Annotated in this window: 15 protein-coding genes; 9 read left to right on the top strand and 6 right to left on the bottom strand. The window is 61.0% G+C overall.

Going from position 1 to position 17,605, the window contains the following annotated elements:
• Positions 1-7 precede the first annotated feature (7 nt).
• The 6 genes from cheA to flhD all read right to left on the bottom strand — a co-directional run bounded on the left by cheA (position 8) and on the right by flhD (position 5,502).
• Entirely contained in the window at positions 8-2,152 is a 2,145-nt protein-coding gene (gene cheA, locus CVS48_RS16790; RefSeq protein ID WP_100855426.1) for a chemotaxis protein CheA, read from the bottom strand.
• A gap of 30 nt (positions 2,153-2,182) precedes the next feature.
• A complete protein-coding gene (locus tag CVS48_RS16785; protein ID WP_100855425.1) occupies positions 2,183-2,563 on the bottom strand; it encodes a response regulator in 381 nt (126 codons plus the stop codon).
• 2 nt (positions 2,564-2,565) lie between these two features.
• Positions 2,566-3,555, bottom strand: coding sequence for a flagellar motor protein MotB (motB, locus tag CVS48_RS16780; protein WP_100855424.1), 990 nt, complete (start codon positions 3,553-3,555; stop codon positions 2,566-2,568).
• 11 nt (positions 3,556-3,566) lie between these two features.
• The gene (gene motA / locus CVS48_RS16775; protein ID WP_100855423.1) at positions 3,567-4,436 is read right to left on the bottom strand and encodes a flagellar motor stator protein MotA; all 870 of its coding nucleotides are present in this window, start codon (positions 4,434-4,436) and stop codon (positions 3,567-3,569) included.
• A gap of 129 nt (positions 4,437-4,565) precedes the next feature.
• Positions 4,566-5,147 carry a flagellar transcriptional regulator FlhC gene (gene flhC / locus CVS48_RS16770; RefSeq protein ID WP_100855422.1) on the bottom strand — a complete coding sequence of 194 codons (582 nt, stop codon included), beginning with the start codon at positions 5,145-5,147 and terminating at the stop codon, positions 4,566-4,568.
• A 31-nt stretch (positions 5,148-5,178) separates the two neighbouring features.
• Positions 5,179-5,502 (bottom strand): flagellar transcriptional regulator FlhD, encoded by a 324-nt coding sequence (gene flhD, locus CVS48_RS16765; RefSeq protein ID WP_100855421.1) that lies wholly within the window; start codon positions 5,500-5,502, stop codon positions 5,179-5,181.
• Positions 5,503-5,935: 433 nt separating this feature from the next.
• Between flhD and CVS48_RS16760 the strand changes: the two genes are divergently transcribed.
• From CVS48_RS16760 to CVS48_RS16720, 9 genes are all read left to right on the top strand, one after another.
• Complete coding sequence (locus CVS48_RS16760; RefSeq protein WP_050448970.1) at positions 5,936-6,691, top strand: RNA polymerase sigma factor FliA; 756 nt, start codon at positions 5,936-5,938, stop codon at positions 6,689-6,691.
• Between the two features lie 319 nt (positions 6,692-7,010).
• Positions 7,011-8,702, top strand: a complete 1,692-nt coding sequence (locus CVS48_RS16755; protein WP_100855420.1) for a flagellin N-terminal helical domain-containing protein — start codon at positions 7,011-7,013, stop codon at positions 8,700-8,702.
• A gap of 301 nt (positions 8,703-9,003) precedes the next feature.
• Complete coding sequence (locus CVS48_RS16750; protein ID WP_100855419.1) at positions 9,004-12,399, top strand: O-linked N-acetylglucosamine transferase family protein; 3,396 nt, start codon at positions 9,004-9,006, stop codon at positions 12,397-12,399.
• On the top strand, positions 12,396-13,166 hold the full coding sequence (rfbF, locus tag CVS48_RS16745; RefSeq protein WP_100855418.1) for a glucose-1-phosphate cytidylyltransferase: 771 nt from the start codon (positions 12,396-12,398) through the stop codon (positions 13,164-13,166). The genes CVS48_RS16750 and rfbF overlap by 4 nt, the downstream gene beginning before the upstream one ends.
• Entirely contained in the window at positions 13,151-14,221 is a 1,071-nt protein-coding gene (rfbG, locus tag CVS48_RS16740) for a CDP-glucose 4,6-dehydratase (RefSeq protein ID WP_100855417.1), read from the top strand. Before rfbF ends, rfbG begins: the two co-directional genes overlap by 16 nt.
• On the top strand, positions 14,218-14,775 hold the full coding sequence (rfbC, locus tag CVS48_RS16735) for a dTDP-4-dehydrorhamnose 3,5-epimerase (protein ID WP_100855416.1): 558 nt from the start codon (positions 14,218-14,220) through the stop codon (positions 14,773-14,775). The genes rfbG and rfbC overlap by 4 nt, the downstream gene beginning before the upstream one ends.
• Positions 14,772-16,016: a class I SAM-dependent methyltransferase gene (locus tag CVS48_RS16730; RefSeq protein WP_100855415.1), complete on the top strand. Its 1,245-nt coding sequence runs from the start codon at positions 14,772-14,774 to the stop codon at positions 16,014-16,016. The genes rfbC and CVS48_RS16730 overlap by 4 nt, the downstream gene beginning before the upstream one ends.
• The gene (locus CVS48_RS16725) at positions 16,013-16,840 is read left to right on the top strand and encodes an NAD-dependent epimerase/dehydratase family protein (RefSeq protein ID WP_100855414.1); all 828 of its coding nucleotides are present in this window, start codon (positions 16,013-16,015) and stop codon (positions 16,838-16,840) included. Before CVS48_RS16730 ends, CVS48_RS16725 begins: the two co-directional genes overlap by 4 nt.
• A complete protein-coding gene (locus tag CVS48_RS16720) occupies positions 16,841-17,596 on the top strand; it encodes a cephalosporin hydroxylase family protein (RefSeq protein WP_100855413.1) in 756 nt (251 codons plus the stop codon).
• Positions 17,597-17,605 lie beyond the last annotated feature (9 nt).

Below are 17,605 nucleotides of genomic sequence, written 5' to 3'. Positions count from 1 at the left end.
TGCTCCATCAATTCAAAATGGCTTCGGGCTGCGACCAACGTTCACGGTTGGCGCGCGCAAGCGCAAATACGTCAACAATCAGGGCCACGCTGCCATCACCCAGGATGGTGGCCGCCGAGATGCCGGGAACCTTGCGGTAGTTGGACTCAAGATTCTTCACCACCACCTGGTGCTGGCCGATCAGGTGATCCACCAACAGCGCAAAACGGCGGTCTTCGGCCTGCATGATGACGGCGATGGCCTGCGTGGGATCGGTCTGCGCCTGGCTGACCGAGAACACACGATGCATTTCCACCAGCGGCAGGTATTCGCCACGCACATGCATCACGCGCTCGTTACCCGCCACCGAGTAGATCTGGTCGTTGGTGGGTTGCAGCGATTCCGTTACATGGTTCAGCGGCAGGATGAAGGTTTCTTCACCCACGCGCACCGACATGCCGTCCAGAATGGCCAGCGTCAGCGGCAGCACGATGCGCGTCGTGGTGCCGTTGCCCGGCTCGCACGACAACTGCACATGGCCACCCATGTCCTGGATGTTCCGGCGCACCACGTCCATGCCCACGCCACGGCCCGAGATGTCCGTGACCTTTTCGGCGGTGGAGAAACCCGGCGCGAAAATCAGTTGCCAGATTTCATCGTCAGGCGAATTCTCGTTGACGGCCATGCCCTGGGCCATGGCCTTCTTCAGGATCTTTTCGCGGCTCAGGCCGCCGCCGTCATCGCTGACTTCGATCACGATGTTGCCGCCGTTGTGTTGCGCGGACAACACCAGTTGACCGACCGGATCCTTGCCCGCGGCGATACGCTTTTCGGGCGTTTCGATACCGTGGTCCAGGCTGTTGCGCACCAAGTGCGTCAGCGGGTCGATGATGCGTTCGATCAGGCTCTTGTCCAGCTCGGTGGCGCGGCCGTAGGTTTGCAGTTCGATCTGCTTGCCCATCTTGCCGGCAATGTCGCGCACCAGACGCGGAAAGCGGCTGAACACGTAGTCCATCGGCATCATGCGGATGGACATCACCGCTTCCTGCAGGTCACGGGCGTTGCGTTCCAACTGTTCCATGCCGTTGAGCAGGCGGTCGTGCAGGACGGGGTCCAGCGTGGAGGCCGTTTGCGCCAGCATGGCCTGCGTGATGACCAGTTCGCCCACCAGGTTGATCACCTGGTCGACTTTTTCCACGCCCACACGAATGGAGGTGGATTCCTTGTCGGCGTGCGCGGGTGCCGCCGGACGCGATGCGCGGGCAGCGGCTTGCGTGATGGCCTCGGCCGCTGCGACGGTATCCGCCACCGTCGGCACGGGCTCTGCCGCTACGGGCGCAGGCGCAGGCGCTGCCACCGGCGCGGGGGCAGTTGCCACCGGCTCGGCCACCGGGGTGGTGGCCTGGGCGGCGGGTGCGGCTTCGCGGCTGATGGAAAGCTGGTCACCATCCACAATGAAGCAACACACCGCTTCAATGTCGTCCGGCGTGCAGGTGCTGTCCATCCACACGGTCAGGGCGCCATTGGCACGTTCGCTTGCGCGCACGTTGCCCAGGTTGCCCATTTCTTCAAGCAGGGACGCCGCGTCCTTGTCGGACACCTTGGTGATCCTGACTTTGAGCGGCAAGTCGCCGGCGGCGGCGGCCTGCGTGACGGGTTGGGGTTCGGGTTCGGGCGCGGGGGCCGGAGCAGCCACGACAGGCGCGGGCGCGGGAGCCGGAGCAGCCACGGGAGCAGGCGCCGCCGGCGCGGCCACGGCCGCGGCGGGGTCCTTATGCTCCAGCGCCAACTGCCTCAAGACGGCGCAGATACGCTCAAACACGGCTTCATCGGGCTCTTCGGAGGCCCGATAGGCATCCAGTTGGCTTTTGAGCACGTCTTTCGTTTCCAAGAAAATATCAATCATGTCCGTACGCAGCGCCATTTCGCCACGGCGGATTGCGTCCAGAAGGTTTTCAAGCAGGTGGGTGGTACCCGCCAACTGCGTAAAACAGCCGAATGTCGCCGCGCCGCCCTTGATGGAGTGGGCCGCGCGGAAGATGGCATTGAGCTGTTCGATATCGGGAGAACCCACGTCGAGTTCAAGCAGCAGCTGCTCCATCTGCGCGAGCAGCTCGTCCGCCTCATCGAAAAAGGTCTCGTAAAACTGACTGAGGTCCAAACCAGAACTCATGACCCGTACGCCTTCATAAATGAACCTGCTTTACGCGCCGGCCTGCTCATCGAGCAGCTCGGTCGCCAATTCCACCAGCACATCGGGGTCGACCGGCTTGGACAGCCAGCCACAAACGCCCAGATCCCGAGCGGCCATTTTGCTATCCACATCGTCTTCGGTGGTCAGCACCAGCACCGGCACATCCAGGTACTGGTCCAGTTCACGCAGGCCCTGGATCAGCTCCAGCCCGCCCTTGACGGGCATGTTCCAGTCGCTGACCACCAGGTCCACCGGGTGGCTCTTGGCCACATCCAGCGCTTCCTGGCCGTTGCCGGCCGTCAACACCTTCCATCCCGCGCCCGTCAACGTCGCCTGGACGATCATGCGCATCGTCGCCGAGTCGTCCGCCACCAGAATCGTTGCCGCCATTGCTATCGAACCCCCTGAACCGGCGGCGCATTTGCCGCTTCGCCTTGATTGGTTGCCGTCGCGGCCTGGACGGCGGCTTGCGCCGCCTCCACGGCCGTCCCCACCTCGCGGGCATCTTTGGCACTGATGTCCGCCGCGGCGGCGTTCTCGCTTTCGATGCGCTTCTGGGTGTTCATATTGAGCACCACGAGGCTGATACGTCTATTAACGGCTGCATACGGATCATCTTTAACCAGACTCATGCTGGAAGACAGACCCTGGATGCGCATGACCTTGCTTTCGTTCATGCCGCCGGCCACCAATTCCTGGCGCGAGGCATTGGCGCGGTCCGCCGACAATTCCCAGTTGCTATAGGCACGTTCGCCGCGCGCGTACTGCGAGGCGTCGGTGTGGCCCGAGATGCTGACCTTGTTGGGCAGTTCATTCAGCACCGGTCCCAGCTCGCGCAGAATGTCGCGCATGTACGACTGCACTTCGGCGCGGCCGGTCGCGAACATGGGGCGGTTCTGGTTGTCGATGATCTGAATGCGCAGGCCTTCCGTCGTCAGGTCGATCAGCAGTTGCGGCCTGAAGCTTTTCAGGACGGGGCTGGTCTCGATGACGTTCTCAAGGCGCTTTTTCAGGTTTTCCAGGCGGTGCTGCTCGCGCCGTTCGGCGTCGCCCATGGGCTGGGATTCAACCCGGTTGCCCTGGCCTTTGCGCACATCGCCTTCGCTGCGCAAGGGGTCGCGCCCGCCGCCCGGCACCGCGCTGGTCTCGGCCGAGCTGCTGGGCCCGCCCGTGATCGCCACGCGCAGGGGCATGCGGAAATATTCCGCGATGCCCTTGAGTTCTTCGCGTGGCACGATGCTGATCAGCCACAGCACCAGAAAGAACGCCATCATCGCGGTGATGAAGTCGGCGTAGGCGATTTTCCAGCTTCCGCCGTGGTGTCCGCCGCCCTTGACCTTCTTGCGGCGGATCACCACACGGTGATTGTTTACCGTGCTCATGGCCCGCTCCGTCAGGCCTTGCCGGTCGACTTGGTTTGCCGGACGTGCTCTTCCAGCTCACCAAAGGTCGGACGCACGGACGAGAACAGCACCTTGCGGCCAAATTCCACCGCCAGTTGGGGCGGGTAGCCGTTCATGCTGGCCAGCAACGTGGTCTTGATGCATTCCAGCACTTTCATGGCTTCGTCGTTGCGGCGCTCAACCCGCGAAGCCAGCGGCCCCACGAAGCCATACGCCAGCAGAATCCCCAGGAACGTGCCGACCATGGCCTTGGAGATCAGGTCGCCCAGAATGGCGGGCGGCTGGTCCACGGCGGCCAGCGCCTTGATCACGCCCAGCACCGCGGCCACGATACCGAAGGCCGGCAGGCCGTCGGCCATCTGCTGCAGCGCATGCGCGGGCACTTCCCGTTCATGGCGATAGGTCTCGATTTCCTCGTCCATGAGCGTTTCGATTTCAAACGAGCTCATGTTGCCGCTGATCATGATGCGCAGGTAGTCCGTAATGAACTCCATGAGCTTCGCGTCTTTGGCGATGCGAGGATATTCGCTGAAGATCGGGCTGGACGCCGGGTCTTCAATATGCGATTCGATGGCCATCAGGCCTTCACGACGCGCTTTGTTCAGCAACACATACAAGAGAGCCATCAGCTCCATGTACACGTCTTTGCTGTAGCGCGAACTTTTCAGCGCGTCGGGCAGCGCCGCCTTCACCAGCATCAGCGACTTTTTGCTGTTGCCGGCCAGAAAAGCCCCAAAGGCCGCACCAAAGATCAGCGTCAGCTCGAAGGGCTGGTAAAGCGCGCCCAAGTGGCCGCCCAGCGCTATGAAGCTGCCGACGACCGACACGATCACCACGAGAAAACCGATAACAATCAACACATCAGGCCCCTGCCAACGAAGTCTAAAACTAGCGTCAATGATCCCCTGTTCCCCCCGACCCAAAAAGGCGGGTTACGGGGAGTTTTCCAGGGCTTTTGATGTATTTGGACGCAAACTGCGCCGGCCCGGTCAGGGACGGGCGTCGCCGAAGAGAGGCGCGGGACGGGTGCCGGCGCGCGCTTTGGCCGCTGCGCGCGTCTTGCCGGCGCGAGGGGGCGGACGGCAGATCGCGCAAACAAAATCCGATTGCGGATCATGGGCGTGGGCAATGAAATGGCCGCCGCACTGGCGGCAGGCGGACAGTTGCAACATGCCGCTATCAAAGAAACGCACGAGCATCCAGGCGCGGGTGAAGCTCAGTACCGGCTCGGTGCTTTCGGCCGTATCAAGGCCGGCGTTTTCCAGGTACAGGCGATAGGCGTCGATGGTGGCGCGCATGCCCTTGCTGCTGGTGCGCGCGTTCAGGAACGAATACACGTTATAGAACAGCGACGAATGGATGTTCGGCAACCAGGTCATGAACCAGTCAACCGAGAACGGCAGCATGCCTTTGGGTGGCGAGCAACCACGAATTTCACGATACAAGCGTGCGAGGCGGTCGTGGCTGAGGCTGGTTTCCGCCTCCAGGACCTGTAACCGAGCTCCCAAAGTAATCATGGAGCTGGCAAGCAGAATGTCGTCCGCTTCCTGAGATACGCTTTTGGAGGCCATTGCAGAGTCCGAGTGGGTGATCGAGCGGCCGTCAGGCCAGTTCTTCTACAGGTTGCTTGGCCAACAGGATCGTAGCGTGGGCTTGTTGCAGCGCACCACCCAGCACGTCGCGGGTCAGCGCGGACAGCAGGCTGTAATCATCAAAGCGGAACCGGCACAGCAGCGAGCTGGAGCTGGCCAGCTTCACCAATTGCGCCGGCGACAAACGCATCAGGATGTCGGCAACTTCGTTGCTGAATCCCAAACGGAACATTGATGCTGCGTAGTCATCACGCAACATACGTTGCGCAAGTAACAGATATGACAGATTCACTTCGCGAATGTCTGCCAGCAATGAATTTTCGACTTGTTGCACGCCCTACTCCCTATCCCAAATCCCACCCACGGGGGCTTCTATGACCAAAAGCACCGGCGCCTTAAGAGCGCCTGAATGCTGCTGCATCCTGTTTTAATGCGAAATGTATTATTTGTTCGCAATTTAAGTAAAATTTACCACAGGTGATGTCATTTTCTATGACTTATATGACAAATCTTTGTTGATATTGCGCAACCTGTGAGTTTAGATACACATTGACATAGAAACTCGTGACGAATTTACGTCAATTTGGCAAATAAGCATTCAAAACATTGCGTACTTCCGCGAATGAAATGTTGTGTAGTGCCGACAATGACACCTTGCCGATCACTCAATCCTGGTCGCTTTAGCGCAGCCGCGCGTTTGTCGACAATGTCGCAAATTGACAACGTCCGACGATGCGTCACGATGGACACAGCCTGACATTCCCGCAATGCCCCACGCAGATGACAGCTTGGTCGAATATGCCCCGCTAGTGCGGAAGCTGGCCCTGCAATTGCTCGCACGGCTACCCGCCAGTGTTGAGCTCGACGACCTGATACAGGCCGGCATGATCGGCCTGCTTGACGCCGTAAGGCGCTATCAGGAAACCGCAGACGCCCAATTCGAGACCTACGCCACGACCCGTATCCGTGGCGCGATGCTGGACGAGCTACGCGGCCAGGACTGGCTGCCGCGCAGCGTCCGCACCAAGGCGCGCAAGATCGAACAAGCCATCCAGCAGCTTGAACAGCGCCTGATGCGCGCGCCCTCGGAAGCCGAGATCGCCGCCCAGCTTGAAATGCCGATCGGCGAATACCAATCCCTGCTGCACGACGCCCAAGGCGTGCAGATCGTGCATTACGAAGACTTCACCACCGAACCCGACTCCGCCTCCGGCCAATCGGACTGGACCGCCACGCTCAACCACGGCTCGGCCGGCGGCAACCCGCTGGATGCGCTATTGGCCGGCGATTTCCGCCAGGCGCTGGTGCAGGCGATTGACGCGTTGCCTGATCGCGAAAAATTGTTGCTGTCGCTGTGTTACGAGCAGGGGCTGAACTTGAAAGAGATCGGCGCCATCATGAATGTGACCGAGGCACGGGTGTGCCAGTTGAGGTCACAGGCGACCGCGCGGATCCGGGCGAAGTTGAAAGAGATGGCCTGGCAGGAACTGCCGCTGGAAGGGCAGATCGCGCAGATTATTTGATGCCTATATATAGGAAGAAGTTGCGATAGCGCGGCTGCTCCCAGCACAAGACAAGAACGGGCGCTCAGTGACGAACTGGCGCCCGTTTCCATTCATAGAGACCTACAGCCAGCGCGGGCCACGCCACGCAACATCCATCGTTCGACGGATACAACAATAAATTCGACTTTCGCGAAATAGGGCTAAAGATTGATTTGCGACTGCCGTAATCCTGACAACAGAGAAATTCGAAGACGCAAGAAAGCGAATTCTCCCGTTAACACGATGGGCGGCCCCGCTGCCCGGTTTGAAGAAGCCTTTCTCTCTTGGGAGCCTAAACATGGCTGCAGTTATCAACACCAACTACTTGTCGCTCGTTGCTCAGAACAACCTGAACAAGTCGCAATCGTCCCTGGGTACCGCCATCGAACGCCTGTCGTCGGGCCTGCGCATCAACAGCGCCAAGGACGACGCCGCCGGTATGGCCATTGCCAACCGCTTCACCGCGAACGTCAAGGGCCTGACCCAAGCCGCTCGTAACGCCAACGACGGTATCTCGCTGGCTCAGACGACGGAAGGCGCCGCCTCCGAAGTCAACACCCACCTGCAACGTGTTCGCGAACTGTCGGTGCAAGCTTCGAACGGCAGCTACTCGCAAGAACAGCTGAACTCGATGCAAGACGAAATCAACCAACGTCTGTCGGACATCGACCGCATCTCGCAACAAACCGACTTCAACGGCGTGAAGGTTCTGTCGGATTCGGCCAAGCCCCTGACGCTGCAAGTTGGCGCCAACGACGGCGAAACGATCACCCTGAACCTGTCGGAAATCAGCGTCAAGACGCTGGGTCTGGACGGCTTCAACGTCAACGGCTCGGGCGTGACCCAAAACCGTTCGGCTACGGCGTCGGATCTGCAAGCTGCTGGTGGCGCGGCCACGGGCACCAACGAATGGACCGTTACCACGACGCACACCGCCATCAAGGCTGACGACGTTTTCGGCCGCCTGGAAAATGGCAACACCGTCCGTGTCAGCGTCGCGGCTGGTAACGATACGACCTATACGTACGACGCCGACAACAAGAACTTCACGTTCACGAACAACAGCGCCTCGGACGCTGCTGCCATCAACACGCTGGCCACCTCGATCAAGCCGGGCACGGGCACCGTCACCGGCACGTACAACAACGGTACTTCGGGCTCCACGGAGTTCACCGTTGACGCCAACGGCGACGTGTCCATCGGTGGCCAAGCCGCCTTCATGGACGCCTCGGGCAACCTGACCACCAACAACGCCAGCGGCACCGCAGCGAAGCTGGATCTGGTCCTGCGCACGGCAGCAAGCTCGCCCGTCAACACCGCCTCGGTCGACATCGGCGGCAAGACGTACAAGAACAGCACGGCTGGCCGACTGTGGTTCACCGACACGATCACCAAGGACGCCCTGCTGGCGAACTTCAAGGCTAACGCCGCCGCCGGCGGCAACACGGTCACCCTGGGCAGCGGCATCACCGCAGCGACGGTGACCTTCACCGGCGGCACGTCCGCTGGCGGCAGCATCGCCTACGTCGACGATAAGGGCACGCTGACCCGCACCCTGAACTACACGACTATCTACAACGTGGACCCCAACACGGGCAAGACCACTGTCAAGGGCGGCACGGGCACGGGTGACTACGAGCCGAAGATTGGCGCAGAAGCCAAGGTCAACAGCTCCGGCAAGCTGACCACGGAAGACACCAGCAAGGGCACCAAGACCACCGACCCGATGAAGACGCTGGACGCGGCCTTCACGAAGCTGGACAAGCTGACCGGCGAACTGGGTGCTGTGCAGAACCGTCTGGAATCGACGATCTCGAACCTGAACAACGTGGTCAACAACCTGTCCAACGCTCGTTCGCGTATTCAAGACGCCGACTACGCCACGGAAGTGTCGAACATGTCCAAGGCTCAGATCCTGCAACAAGCTGGTACCTCGGTTCTGGCGCAAGCCAACCAAGTGCCGCAAACGGTTCTGTCGCTGCTGCGTTAATTCGCCGCACGGTACATTCGGTTGGGAAAGCTCCGGCTTTTCCGGCTACCGGCCAGCGCGGGAACCTTCGCATCCTACGCTGGCCGCCCCAAGAACCCGCCTCTCGGCGGGTTTTTTTCGTTTGTAGGAATAGCTATCGTTGACGCGCAAGAGAAGGGCTCACCTGGTCGGAAAAGCGCTTTCAAGAGAATGGATGCACCCGAACTGGAGGTGAATTTGAACGCTGCTTGCCAAAATGACGGGACTGGCTTGTTCATAGAATCTGCTAATTATTCCCAGCCTTGATCCTGTTCATCCTCCTATGTTGACTCCGGCCCCCACGCAACGTCAGACGGCAGACAGCCCTGGCCATTTGACCCCCAGCCATTCACCACTACATCTGCGTGCCGTCGCTCACCTGTATGGAGTACCGACCTCTCCCCTTAAACACGCTCGCGTACTGATGCTGAACTGCGGTGCCGCGGACGGGCTTCTTCCATTCGCGCTGGCCAACGCCGCCGCCTGCGTTATCGGGCTAGATACGCGCTCCGACCAGATCGAACTGGGTCGGCGGCGTCTGGACGAACTAGGACTTACGAATGTCACTCTGAGCGTCTCTGACCTCGCTCAACTGCCCGCAGACATCGAGCCATTCGATTACATTATTGTCCCTGCACTGTATGACAGCCTGCCCGCAGCGCAGGCGCATGCCCTTCTGGAACATTGCAAGAGGCTGCTGTCCCCGTTGGGTTTGCTGTACGTGGACTACCGAACCTATCCGGGCGCCAAAGGTCTGGAGGTCGTGCGCGACGCCATTTTGCTGCACACGCATTCCGCCACGACAGAGGCCGAAGTCAAGGCCGGCGCCCGCGCGGCACTGACTCTATTCAAGGAAGGGTTGGCCCAGACCAATCCTATGGGCGCTTCCGTTGGAGCAATAGCTGCGCAAATCGCGAATGGACTCGAAACTGACGAAGCCGCACGCCTTTTGGCGTGTTCGCCCAAGTACTTCATCGAGTTTGCCGGACAAGCGACCCAAGCGGGCTTGGCTTACGTAGGTGACGCAGACCCATTGAGCGAAATCCCTCTGGAACTTGGGCAGAACGTGTCGCTGTCCCATAGTTTGCTTAGCATGGGACAGCCGCGACCTATCCGTCAGCAATATCTGGATTTTTCCAGTGGACGAGGTTTTCGCCAGAGTCTGTTGGTTTCGCAGGACCGCGAACAGGAGGTTTTGACGGCGCCGGAGTTGTCTCGTTTCGCTGATTTGAGCTGGGCGAGCGGCCTGATCAGATTGGCCGCTAGAGGATCCGATTCAGCTGTTTCCTATGTCACGCATCTGGGCCGTGGACTTGTGACCACGGATCCCGTCATGATCGAGCTGTTGACAGTACTTGGCCGTGCGTGGCCCAGCGCCCTGCCCTATGCGACGATCCTTAAGGAGTTGATTCGTGGCGCGGTCAAGGATGAGACGACTCTGCAAAAGTCGTTGAGCAAGTGTTTGAAGACGTTGGTGGAAGCGGACCTTGCCCATTTCTGCCTCGGCCCGGCCCCCTACGACCAAATGGACACCGTCTTTCGACCACTGCGGTGCATCCCCCCAACGAATACCGACGTTCCCCTGTTCAATCTCTGGCATGAACCTTTGCGCTTGGTGTTCAATGATGCGCAGCGCGCGCTCTTGGGCACGCTGTCCTCTGGCCAGTCTCTACAGGAATCGCTCGAGTCAGTCGCCGCCGACCCTGCATATTCCAACCTAGGCACAGGTGATTTGAATGACGTCCTATCGTTGATCAAGCGATTTGCGTTGATGGAGGGGTCCGCCGAATCCTGGCATGCACTTCTAGAGGCGGGCCTGATAGAGAGCGAAGGCAGGGGCCACTACGCGGGGCTGTTCGTCGACGCGCTTGCGCGAATATGGCTGACTGGACGGCTCAAGCCCCAGCCCTCCGTGCATCCGCCAGCGAGCCTTCTCTCTCAGGCTCAGCGTCTGAACCAAGCGATGACGCGTAACGCCTATTCGGAGTCTGAACCGCTTGCGCGCACGCTTACCAAGCTCGCACCGAAATTTTTCGACGCATGGGAAGCGCTTGCCATTACGCTGTGCAACACGCGGCGTCCTGCGCAGGCATTGGTGGCCACGCTGCGAATGTTGGAGTTGCAGCCCAACCACGCCCAAAGCTATATCACGCTGGCAGTCTGCTTCAGCCAATTGGAGCGAACCTCGGAGGCGATAAGTGCCGGTCGGCGTGCTGTTGAATTGGCTCCAGCAGATGCCCACGCGCATGCAGCTTTGGCCGATGCCCTGAATACTGAACGGCGATACCAAGAGGCCAAGGCCTCGTGCCTGCGCGCGCTAGAGATTGATCCCAATTTGCAGAAAGCACTCGCCAATCTGAGCAAAATACTTATCGATAGCGGCGACGCGGAAGGAGCCATTGCGGCAGCCCGCAATGCAGTCGAGCGTGCGCCGAAGTCCCTGGCCGCAAACAACAACTTACTGTTTGCCTTGAACTATGCTCCCTCGGTCAGCGCGCAAGAAGTCTATCAGGCGTACCAGGCCTACGATCAGAGCTACTGCCTGCCCCTGCGCAACACCTGGCGACCGCACAAGAACTCACACCAGCTCCATCGCAAGCTGAAAGTCGGCTTTACGTCGCCTGATTTCCGGCAGCATTCAGGCAATTGCTTCATCGAGCCGCTACTGACGCATTTGAACCGTGAAGCCTTCGAGCTAACCGCGTATGCGGAGTTGACGATGGAGGACGAAGCCACCACCCGGTTCAAGCAGTACTTCGATCATTGGGTGCCGACGGCTCCCCTAGCCGACACCGAACTCGCCGACCGAATCCGCGCCGATCAGATCGACATATTGATCGATGTTGCCGGACATACTGCTGGAAATCGACTGGCCGTATTTGCACGTAAGCCAGCGCCAGTGTCGATGACGTGGCTTGGTTATGGGTACACCACCGGGGTATCGGCGATCGACTACATCCTGACCGACGAGGCGATGGCACCCGGGGGCAGCGAAGAACTTTTCGCTGAGAAGCCCTGGCGCCTAACCAACACGAACTTCATTTATCGACCCGGCAATAGCATGGGTGAATACGGTTCGCTCCCGGCGCTATCCTCGGGCCATGTAACGCTGGGAAGCCTGACCCGGGCCATTCGGATGAACAGTCGAACAATTCGCGTCTGGGCCACAATCCTTGGCCGCTTGCCTCTGGCTCGGTTGGTCGTGGACAGCAATAGCTATCGCGATATCGCCATGCAGGAAGAATTGATCACTCGCTTTGAGAGCCAAGGCGTCGACCGCAGCCGTCTCGCCATCGGATGCCACAGCCCACCTTGGGACACTCTGAGGAACATGGACATCGGCCTCGATTGCTTCCCCCACAATTCAGGAGTGACCTTGGTGGAATCGCTATACATGGGCGTCCCCTTTGTCACGCTTGCGGACCGCCCAAGCGTGGGCCGAATTGGTTCGTCCGTGTTGCACGGAGTCGGGCACCCTGAGTGGATAGCCCAAACGGAGGAGGAATACATCGAGAAAGTGGTTGCGCTGGCCAGTGATTTGCCAGCACTAGCCGCTCTGCGCGCCGGCTTGCGTGAAGAAATGCACGCCAGCCCCTTGATGGACGAACCCGCATTCGCCCGCAAATTCGAAGCCGCGCTGCGCGGCATGTTCAACACCTGGTGCGAGTCCCAAGCATGAAAGCCATCATCCTCGCCGGGGGCCTGGGCACCCGTATCTCCGAAGAAACGCACACGCGTCCCAAGCCGATGATCGAAATCGGCGGGCGGCCCATTCTGTGGCACATCATGAAAACCTATTCCGCCCATGGCGTGAACGACTTCGTGATCTGCTGCGGCTACAAGGGCTACATGATCAAGGAGTACTTCGCCAACTACTTCCTGCACATGTCGGATGTGACCTTCGACATGGCCGATAACCGCATGGAAGTGCACCAGCGCAAGGCCGAACCCTGGCGCGTGACGTTGGTGGACACCGGTGAAACGACCATGACGGGAGGCCGCCTCAAGCGCGTGGCCGACTATGTGAAGGAAGACGAGGCATTCTGCTTCACCTATGGCGACGGCGTGGCGGATATTGACATCAGCGCACTGGTCGCCTTTCATCGCCAGCATGGCAAGGCGGCCACGGTCACCGCCGTGCAGCCGCCCGGACGCTATGGCGCGCTGCGCCGGGACGGCGACCGGGTCACTGGATTCACGGAAAAACCGCGTGGTGACGGCGGCCTCATCAACGGCGGCTTTTTTGTGCTGTCGCCTAGCGTGCTTTCCCTGATCGAGGACGACGACACCACCTGGGAAGCCGGCCCGCTTGAGACCCTGAGCCGCGAAGGCCAGTTGCATGCCTTCGAGCATCTGGGTTTCTGGCAACCCATGGACACGCTGCGAGAGAAAAATCTACTTGAATCGCTGTGGAGCACGGGCAAGGCGCCATGGAAAGTCTGGTGAGTCCCTCCACCGCGTTCTGGCGCGGCAAGCGCGTCCTGCTGACCGGCCACACAGGCTTCAAGGGCAGCTGGCTGGCGCTGTGGTTGCACCGCTTGGGCGCCCGGGTGACGGGGGTGGCGTTGCCGCCCTGCACCCAACCCAGCCTGTACCAGTCCGCCGGCGTCGCCAAGCTGATCGACAGCCGTCATGCCGACATCCGCGATGCCGCCTCGCTACGCGACATCGTGCTGGCCGCCCGACCCGACGTCGTGCTGCATCTGGCCGCACAAGCGCTGGTGCGCCCCAGCTACGCCGCCCCGCTGGATACCTTTGCGACCAACATCATGGGCACGGCACACCTGCTGGACGCACTGCGCGCGGTGCCGTCCGCGCGCGTTGCCGTCATGATCACGACCGACAAGGTCTATCGCAACAACGAACGGCTATACCCGTATCGCGAAAGCGACACGCTGGGCGGGCACGATCCCTACAGCGCCAGCAAAGCGGCCAGCGAATTGGTCATCGCATCGTATCGGGATGCCTTCCTTCAGGCGCAAGGCGTCGCCGTGGCCACGGCCCGCGCCGGCAACGTCATCGGCGGTGGTGACTGGTCAGTGGATCGCTTGCTGCCCGATGCCGTTCGTGCCTGGCGCGACGACGGCGATCTGCACATTCGCCGTCCCGACGCCGTACGGCCTTGGCAGCATGTGCTGGAGCCGTTGGCGGGCTATCTGATGCTGGCGCAGGCGTTGTGGGACCAACCCGTGCTTGCCGGCCCGTTCAACTTTGGCCCGGATGCCGCAGAAGCCGCATCCGTGCGGACAGTGGTGGACATCGCGCAGGCTGCGTACGGACGCGGCCGGACCGTTTACGCTGAACAGGTCGAAGGTCCGCACGAAGCCGGTTTGCTGACGCTGGACACGTCCAAGGCAAGAGCCGTTTTGAATGTGGCTCCGCGCTGGCCGCTGGCGCACGGCGTCACGCGCAGCATGCAGTGGTATCGCCGCTTTGACGCGGGCGAACACGCACTGGCGTTGTGCCACGCCGACATCGACGACTACGAGGGGCGGCCATGAGCCTGGACGTCATCGATACACCTTTGGCCGATTTGAAGGTCATACAGCGCCACCCTCGTGGCGATGCGCGGGGCTTTCTGGCGCGCCTATTCGATGCGGGCGACTTGCGAGCCTGCGGCTGGCAACGTGCTGTTGAGCAGGTCAACCACACCTATACCGCGCAGGCCGGCACGATACGCGGCATGCATTATCAGCTGCCGCCACACGCCGAGATGAAGCTGGTCAGCTGCATCCGTGGCGCCGTCTGGGATGTCGCCGTGGATCTACGCGCTAGCTCGCCCACTTTCCTGCAGTGGCACGCCGAGCGTTTAAGCGCCGACAACGGTCGCGCCCTGCTGATTCCCGAGGGCTTTGCCCACGGCTTTCAGACACTGACTGACGACGCGGAAATGCTGTATTGCCATTCCGCCCCCTATTCACCGCAGGCCGAAGCCGGCCTGCACTTCCAGGATGCCCGCGTGGGCATCGCCTGGCCGTTACCCCTGACCCTGGTGTCCGAGCGCGATCAGCAACACCCCCGCCTGGACACTGCATTTTCTGGAGTCGCACTGTGAAGTGCCGCCATTGCCAGGCCGACTTGCGCCTTCCTTTCCTGGACCTCGGCCATGCGCCGCCGTCCAACGCCTATCTGACCGAGGCCGCACTGCGCGGCCCCGAGACGTGGTTTCCGCTGCGCATCCTGGTATGCGAATCGTGCTGGCTGGTCCAGACCGAAGATCATGCGGGACGCGAGGCATTGTTCACCGACGACTACGCCTACTTCAGCTCGTTCTCATCGTCGTGGTTGGCGCATTCGCGCCAGTACGTCGATAAGATGATCAGCCGTTTCGGACTCGGCGCCGACAGCATGGTGACCGAGATTGCCGCCAATGACGGCTATCTGTTGCAGTACGTGAAAGCGGCCGGCGTACCGTGCTATGGCGTGGAGCCCACGGCCAGCACGGCGCAGGCCGCGCGTGAGCGTGGCATCGATATCGTGCAACGCTTCTTTGGCGTGGCGCTGGGTGATGAGCTTGCCGAGCAAGGCCGTGCGGCCGACCTGATTGCAGCCAATAACGTGCTGGCTCACGTGCCCGACATCAACGATTTCGTGTCGGGTTTTACGGCGTTGCTCAAGCCGCAAGGCGTGGCGACCTTCGAGTTTCCGCATCTGCTGCGCATGGTGCAGGAAAGCCAGTTCGATACGGCGTATCACGAACACTATTCGTATCTGTCGTTGACGGCTGTGTCGCGCATCTTCGAATCCAATGGCTTGTCCGTCTTCGATGTCGAGCAGTTGGGCACGCACGGCGGCAGCCTGCGCGTTTTCGCGCAGCGGGCCGACACCGGCCGGCATGCCGTCAGCGACAATGTCGAGCGCATCCTGGCCCTGGAAAATCAGGCCGGCATGACCGCCCCCGAGTTCTATTCGCGCTTTCAGCAAGAGGCCGAGCGCATCAAGAACGATCTGCTGGCGTTTCTGGTGGAACTGCGTCGAGGTGGCAAGCGCATCGCGGCCTACGGCGCGGCTGCCAAGGGCAACACGCTGTTGAACTTTGCGGGTGTGCGCCCCGATCTGCTTGCCTACGTGGTGGATCTGAACCCCGCCAAGCAGGAGAAGTACCTGCCCGGCAGCCATATCCCGATCGTCACGGAAGCCCGGTTGCGCGAAGACAAGCCCGAGTACATCCTGATCCTGCCCTGGAACCTGAAGGCAGAAGTTTCCGAGCAACTGGATTACGCCCGCCGCGAATGGCACGCCAAGCTGGTCACGGCCATTCCTTCGCTGTCCATTGAAAGCAGCCCGTCCGCATGAGCCATCGACAGGTCACCGTCCTGGGCGCGTCGGGCTTTATCGGCCGGCACCTGGTCGCGCGCTTGCGGGCGGACGGCGTGCCGTACAACGCCCCGCCTCGAGGCGATGCTGACCTGCTAAGCCGACCCTTGGGTCATGTGATCTATGCAATCGGCCTGACTTCGGATTTTCGGAGCCGTCCGCTTGAGACCGTGGAAGCGCATGTCTGCCTGCTTCGCACCTTGCTGGCCGATGCTGACTTCGACAGCCTGACCTATCTGTCCAGCACTCGCGTCTATGCCGGATCCTGCGACACTCGCGAAACGGCAACGCTTGCCGTCAACCCGAACGACCCGAGCGACCTGTACAACCTGTCCAAGCTGATGGGCGAATCATTGTGCCTGCACGGGGGTCGCGCGGGCGCAAAGGTTGCGCGCCTGTCCAATATCGTGGGCTTGCGTGACACGCCGGACAGCTTTATCGACCAATTGCTGGAAGAAGGCGCACGCGGCAACGGCGTCACACTGCGCACCTCGCTTTCGTCCTGCAAGGACTATCTCTACGTTGACGACGCGGTGTCGCAAATTTTGGCCATCGCCCTGTCGCCGGCGGCCAGCGGCATCTACAACGTTGCCCATGGCATGGGCATTGCCAACTGCGACGTGGCGCACTGGCTGCGCGAGACGCTGGGCTATCGCTGCACCGTTGAACCGGGCGCTCCCGAATGGACCTTTGCCGATGTCGACGTGACCCGCATCCAGGCGCTTTGCGGGGCTGCCCCGCGCGCCTTCTCTGACTATTTCCCGAATTTTCTCGAGCAGTACCGCCTGCACAAAGGAATCTGAATGTCCTACCTTGAAACCACGCCCGACGCGCACCCCGAATACCGCCGGGAAAAGCAGGCCCGCATTGCCGGCTTCGCCACCGACCAGGAATTCCGCGAGCTGTCCATTGCGTGGCGCCAAATGGCGCTGGAACGCAAGTACATGAACAACTTCTCGTGGGCCGGGCGTCCACTGATCCAACTGCCCATGGACGCCATGGCCATGCAAGAGCTGATCTGGGCCGTAAAGCCGGACCTGATCATCGAAACCGGCATTGCGCACGGCGGCTCGTTGATGCTGTCGGCGTCCATGCTGCAATTGCTGGGAGCGGGCGACGTGGTGGGCGTGGACATCGAGATCCGCGAGCACAACCGCAAGGCCATCGAAGCCCATCCGCTGGCGCAGCGTATCCACCTGATCGAAGGCTCCAGCATTGATCCCGCGACCATCGCGCAAGTGCGCGCGCATGCCGAGGGCAAGAAGAACATCATGGTCTGCCTGGATTCGAACCACACGCACGACCACGTGCTGGCGGAACTGAATGCCTACGCCGACCTGGTCAGCGTCGGCAGCTACTGCGTGGTCTTCGACACCTTCGTGGAAGACATGCCGGCCGACTACGAATGGCCGGGCCGTCACTGGGGCAAGGGCAACAACCCCAAGACCGCCGTGTGGGAATGGATCAAGCAGCACCCCGAGTTTGAAATCGACCGCTCGGTGGAAGACCGCCTGCTGGTCACGTCCGCGCCGGACGGCTTCCTGCGCCGCAAGGCCTGAACCGCCGAT

The sequence above is a fragment of the Achromobacter spanius genome (genome assembly GCF_002812705.1).
Lineage (GTDB): Bacteria > Pseudomonadota > Gammaproteobacteria > Burkholderiales > Burkholderiaceae_B > Achromobacter > Achromobacter spanius.
Note: the sequence above shows the minus strand (reverse complement) of the source record. Positions and strands in the feature narration are given on the sequence as shown.

Excerpts from the sequence above, each read along its gene's own strand:
- cheA (WP_100855426.1), bottom strand. The coding sequence starts at position 2,152 with ATGAGTTCTGGTTTGGACCTCAGTCAGTTTTACGAGACCTTTTTCGAT.
- CVS48_RS16785 (WP_100855425.1), bottom strand. The coding sequence starts at position 2,563 with ATGGCGGCAACGATTCTGGTGGCGGACGACTCGGCGACGATGCGCATG.
- motB (WP_100855424.1), bottom strand. The coding sequence starts at position 3,555 with ATGAGCACGGTAAACAATCACCGTGTGGTGATCCGCCGCAAGAAGGTC.
- flhC (WP_100855422.1), bottom strand. The coding sequence starts at position 5,147 with ATGGCCTCCAAAAGCGTATCTCAGGAAGCGGACGACATTCTGCTTGCC.
- CVS48_RS16760 (WP_050448970.1), top strand. The coding sequence starts at position 5,936 with ATGCCCCACGCAGATGACAGCTTGGTCGAATATGCCCCGCTAGTGCGG.
- CVS48_RS16755 (WP_100855420.1), top strand. The coding sequence starts at position 7,011 with ATGGCTGCAGTTATCAACACCAACTACTTGTCGCTCGTTGCTCAGAAC.
- CVS48_RS16750 (WP_100855419.1), top strand. The coding sequence starts at position 9,004 with ATGTTGACTCCGGCCCCCACGCAACGTCAGACGGCAGACAGCCCTGGC.
- rfbF (WP_100855418.1), top strand. The coding sequence starts at position 12,396 with ATGAAAGCCATCATCCTCGCCGGGGGCCTGGGCACCCGTATCTCCGAA.
- rfbG (WP_100855417.1), top strand. The coding sequence starts at position 13,151 with ATGGAAAGTCTGGTGAGTCCCTCCACCGCGTTCTGGCGCGGCAAGCGC.
- rfbC (WP_100855416.1), top strand. The coding sequence starts at position 14,218 with ATGAGCCTGGACGTCATCGATACACCTTTGGCCGATTTGAAGGTCATA.
- CVS48_RS16725 (WP_100855414.1), top strand. The coding sequence starts at position 16,013 with ATGAGCCATCGACAGGTCACCGTCCTGGGCGCGTCGGGCTTTATCGGC.
- CVS48_RS16720 (WP_100855413.1), top strand. The coding sequence starts at position 16,841 with ATGTCCTACCTTGAAACCACGCCCGACGCGCACCCCGAATACCGCCGG.